This is a genomic window from Paenochrobactrum gallinarii, assembly GCF_014205685.1.
Taxonomy (GTDB): domain Bacteria; phylum Pseudomonadota; class Alphaproteobacteria; order Rhizobiales; family Rhizobiaceae; genus Paenochrobactrum; species Paenochrobactrum gallinarii.
In genome coordinates this window covers 1-4609 of sequence record NZ_JACIIU010000054.1, presented here as the reverse complement: position 1 = coordinate 4609, position 4609 = coordinate 1, and the positions used below count along the sequence as shown (strand labels likewise).

The 4609-nt window shown below is 47.5% G+C and carries 5 protein-coding genes and 1 pseudogene; 4 read left to right on the top strand and 2 right to left on the bottom strand.

From position 1 onward, the window contains the following. A pseudogene (locus FHS77_RS15625) lies at nt 1-76 on the bottom strand (IS6 family transposase); the annotation flags it as partial. Between the two features lie 132 nt (nt 77-208). Between FHS77_RS15625 and FHS77_RS15620 the strand changes: the two are divergent. The 4 genes from FHS77_RS15620 (at nt 209) to FHS77_RS15605 (ending at nt 4134) form a co-directional block, all read left to right on the top strand. Continuing rightward, entirely contained in the window at nt 209-1027 is an 819-nt protein-coding gene (locus FHS77_RS15620; RefSeq protein ID WP_184224849.1) for a carbohydrate ABC transporter permease, read from the top strand. A gap of 11 nt (nt 1028-1038) precedes the next feature. Then, nucleotides 1039-2100 carry an ABC transporter ATP-binding protein gene (locus FHS77_RS15615; RefSeq protein WP_184224848.1) on the top strand — a complete coding sequence of 354 codons (1062 nt, stop codon included), beginning with the start codon at nt 1039-1041 and terminating at the stop codon, nt 2098-2100. Nucleotides 2101-2115: 15 nt separating this feature from the next. After that, entirely contained in the window at nt 2116-3240 is a 1125-nt protein-coding gene (locus FHS77_RS15610) for a cupin domain-containing protein (RefSeq protein WP_184224847.1), read from the top strand. A 123-nt stretch (nt 3241-3363) separates the two neighbouring features. Then, a complete protein-coding gene (locus FHS77_RS15605; protein WP_184224846.1) occupies nt 3364-4134 on the top strand; it encodes a hydroxypyruvate isomerase family protein in 771 nt (256 codons plus the stop codon). Between the two features lie 174 nt (nt 4135-4308). Here FHS77_RS15605 and FHS77_RS15600 read toward each other — a convergent pair. Then, a partial coding sequence (locus FHS77_RS15600; RefSeq protein WP_184224845.1) for a DDE-type integrase/transposase/recombinase occupies nt 4309-4609 on the bottom strand: 301 nt, incomplete at its 5' end.

Below are 4609 nucleotides of genomic sequence, written 5' to 3'. Positions count from 1 at the left end.
TCCCGTAGCGACAATACCACCGCACTGCCCAAAGGATAATCTCACCCTGAAAATGGCGCCACTTGAAATCTGACATTTCCTGCTCCTGTCACTCAAGAAGGGCTATTATCTGTCAAGCAATCTGTTTTTTGCAACAGAGCCCCCGAGAGAACAGGACCTCTCCAACCAACCGGAATTTTTGCAACAGAGCCAGAAAGATGGCTACGGCATGAAACGTTCGGTTCTATCCCGTACAGCCGAGACAATCATCTTGCTGATGGTCTGTGTCATCGTGCTGTTTCCTATAATATGGATGTTTCTCACTTCACTTAAAAGTCCAAAGGATGCCTATAGTATTTCTTTGGACTTCGCACCAAGTTTGCAAAATTTCGTGACTATATTTTCGCATCCGTGGAATTTAGGTCATGCACTGTGGAACAGCACTTTAGTTGCAGGGGCAACTGTGGTTATCGCGATTCCTGCAGCAACCCTTGCTGCGTATAGCTTTTCACGATTTCAAATGAAGGGCCGTAAATCGCTATTTTTTATAGTACTTTCGACCCAATTCGTGCCCGCTGTGGTGATTGTGCTGCCGTTCTTTTTGATGTTCCGTAACCTAGGACTTCTGGATACGCGCTTGGCTTTAGTTATCGTAAATGTCGCCATTACGACGCCGTTTGTGATTTGGATGATAAAGGGGTTTTTTGACGCCATCCCTTTGGACAGTGAAGAAGCTGCGATGATGGATGGAGCATCGCGACTACGAGTTATTTTAGATGTGGTTTTGCCAATGGCACGTCCAGGTATCATTACCGCTGCTATCTTTAGTTTCATCCTCACGTGGAACGAGTTTCTTTTCGCATTAATCTTGACCCGGCGATATGCCACGACTTTGCCTGTTGCTCTAACCAATTTTCGCACTGAACGTGGTGACTTATGGGAATTGATGAGCGCGGCCGGCGTGCTGATTACGGTACCGATTTTTCTGCTCGCCATGGTTATTCAAAAACATTTCACCCGCGGTATGACCGCTGGCGCAGTTAAATAGGAGCCCGCTTTATGGCCGATATCCGTCTTGTTGATATTGTTAAAAAATATGGCGCAGCCGTTGCTGTGCCGCGTCAAAGCCTGACGATCGAAGATGGTGAGTTCTTGGTCCTTTTGGGGCCCTCGGGCTGTGGGAAGACCACAACCATGCGCATGATTGCCGGCCTCGAGGATATTACGGAAGGAGATATCTTTGTCGGGGATGTGCGGGTGAATGACCTGCCACCAAAAGATCGTGATATTGCGATGGTATTCCAAAACTATGGTCTCTATCCGCATATGACAGTGGCTGATAATATAGCCTATCCATTAAAGCTTCGCGGGGTCTCGAGAAAAGAACGGCGTGAACAAGCTAGGCTGACTGCTGAGAAAGTTGAACTTGGACCCTATCTTGACCGGCGCCCTGCAGAACTGTCGGGTGGGCAGCGCCAACGTGTCGCTTTGGCAAGAGCAATTATTCGTCGTCCAAAGTTGTTTCTTATGGATGAACCTTTGTCCAATCTGGATGCCAAACTGCGTGTTACAATGCGTGCAGAGCTAAAACATCTTCATCATGAGCTAGGCATCACCACTGTTTATGTTACGCATGATCAGACGGAAGCAATGACCTTGGCCTCGCGGATCGCGATTTTAAACCGTGGAGAAATCGTGCAGTTGGATACACCCGAACGTATCTACTCTGACCCTGCAGATACATTCGTGGCCGGCTTCATCGGCAATCCTGCGATGAACTTGATTGAAGGTAGACTGAAAAATGGTGTGTTCGAAGCGCCAGCCACCCGGATCAGCGGCATTCAAGCTGATCTTGAAGGCAGTGTGATTTTGGGTATTCGCCCCGAGCATCTGACCATTGCCGATTCTGGCCCGATCAGCGGAAAAATCTATGCCAACGAATTACTAGGTGACTCCACTTTGGTCACTTTGCGCGAAGCAAGTAGCCATATCTGTGCACGCGGTCCTGCTGACTTCCGGCGTGAATTAGGTGCAGAGGTTAGTTTCATCCCCACTAAGGATGCGCGACTTTACGTTTTTGATGCGACCGACGGCAAACAGCTTTCGGCGCAATTGTTTTGAGAATAGGAGCTTACTATGACCCATTTAAGCGCGGAACTAGCACAAAAGCGCCATGTTGAACGTTCGGATTATGTTTCTTGTACTGTGGCCTTCATTGATTGTAAGAAGCCCGGCTCGCATTTAAAAGAAAATTATTCGATTATCGGTCCGGGCGTTAGCTCGTCATCGGATCAAGTTGTCAATTTGCCAGAGCCTCATGGCTTTAACATTGGTGCCGCAGCGATGCCCAATGGGATCACCAACAATCTACATATCCACTTTACTGCTGAAGTATTCATCAATTTCCGTGGGCAATGGACCTTCCGTTGGGGCTCCGATGGTGAAAATGAGTTTGTTGGTAACGAAGGTGATATTCTTTCAGTTCCGACCTGGATTTTCCGTGGCTTTACAAATACCGGCCCTGATGACGGTTGGTTGTTCACCTGTCTTGGTGGCGACAATACTGGTGGGGTGATTTTCCATCCTGAAATTATTAGTGAAGCGGCCCAATATGGGTTGTATATTTCCAATAAAAATATGCTGATTGATACCGAACGCGGCGATGTCAAACCGAGCGAGAATGACTTAATTGCACCCATGGCCGCTGCAGATGTGGAAAAGTTACGGGGCTGGTCGCCTGAGCAAATGCGCCGACGCATCGTCACTGAGGCGGATCGTGATTTTCGTCCTGCCTTTATAGATCAGGCTTTACCAGGTTGTGGTGCCGAATTGGCTCCTGTGATTGGCGCAGGTATTACCCAAAACCGCGATCATACAGCTCCAATCACTAATCCACATGGTTTCTCTATGGAGTGGTTACGATTGGCACCTAGACAAAAACTGTCGCGCTTCCGTATTGCAGAAAAAATGGTACTGATCGCTCGCCACGGTAGCGTTTCTCTGGTGCTCAATGAAACAGGGGATGTGAAAATCGCACTCGGTGCTTGGGATACTTACTCTGTACCCAGCGATGTTTGGCGGGAAATTCAAAACGGCAGTGATCAAACGATTGAAATTTTGTTGATCACATCTGGCGATAACCGGAAGCAACCAGAATTCGCAGCAGATGTCTTGGCACAAGCAAAAACCAATGGTTTAGCCCTCGATGCAGGCGGCTTTGTCGCTGACGCGCATCTTTTACCAGTTTATAAGTTCGCTTGATATGAGACAAACACTAGAACTCCGCCGTAATTCCCTGCGCGATATGGGCACCACGCCAAATCAGCTTGACCCAAAACAAATAGCTGAATTGGTACGTATTCACGAACTGTCTTGGTGCTTGTAATGATTCAATTCTCGGCAAATCTTGGCTTTCTTTGGTCGGATCTTACCTTGCCGGCCGCTGTTCATGCCGCCCATCGTGCAGGCTTCGCAGCGGTGGAATGTCATTGGCCTTACAATGTGCAAGCACAGGAGTTACGCACAGCCTTACAAGCAACAGGGCTTTCTATGTTGGGTTTGAACACACTGCGCGGTAAGAAAGGAGAAAGTGGCTTAACTGCTTTACCCGGTAGACAGCAAGAAGCTCGCGCTGCAATCGATCAAGCAATACAATATGCAGTGCAAATTGATTGTAAATCGGTACATGTCATGGCTGGCATATCGGCAGGAGACGCTGCTGAACAGACGTACTTTGCGAATTTGGATTACGCCTGCTACATAGCCAAGCCCTATGGCATAACGATTTTGATTGAGCCGTTGAACAACTATGATGCACCAGGGTATTTTCTGACAACAGCAGATCAAGCAGCAAAAATTATTCGTGCCATTGCCCATGACAATCTAAAAATGATGTTCGATTGCTATCATTTGCAGATTACGCAAGGTAACATTACTCGTGCCTTACAAAAGCATTTGCCATTGATAGGGCACATACAAATCGCTGCGATTCCAGACCGTGGGCCACCAGACCACGGTGAACTCAATTACCAACATCTGTATCAAACGCTAACGGATCTCGGATGGGATCGGCCACTAGGCGCTGAATATCTCCCAAATGGCCCGACCGAAGCAAGCCTCCGTTGGTTACATAAAGCGAGTGTAGACGAGATATAAACGGCACTGTTGCAAAGAATGGGGGCAATGGAAAAACGGGCTCCGAAGAGCGGCACCCTAACCTTAACTTTTGCGTCATACGCAGCGTCGATAATAGAGAAAGGTAGAGCAGTGAAGTGGGGTTATGTCGCAAAATTTTGAACAGGATATAAACGTGCTTATCTGCAGGCACAGTTATGCTGCGAGTTCGGCAAAGACTTTGAATGATGAACTATTGTCATTTACGAATTGGTTTTTGCGGATCATGTGAGCCACTTCGATGCCTGCGATTGTCGCTGAGGCTGAATGAAAAGCTTTGAAGCCTAACATATGCTTGGTAAGCCTCTTGATGAAACGATGATCTTGCTCAAGGATATTGTTCAGATACTTAACCTGCAGGGTTTCAATCGCCTTAGCTGTACCAGTGATTTTCAGGATGTTGTTTATAGCCTGAGCTCCAGCCAAATTGGCTCCGCTTTTATCAATGACTATTTTG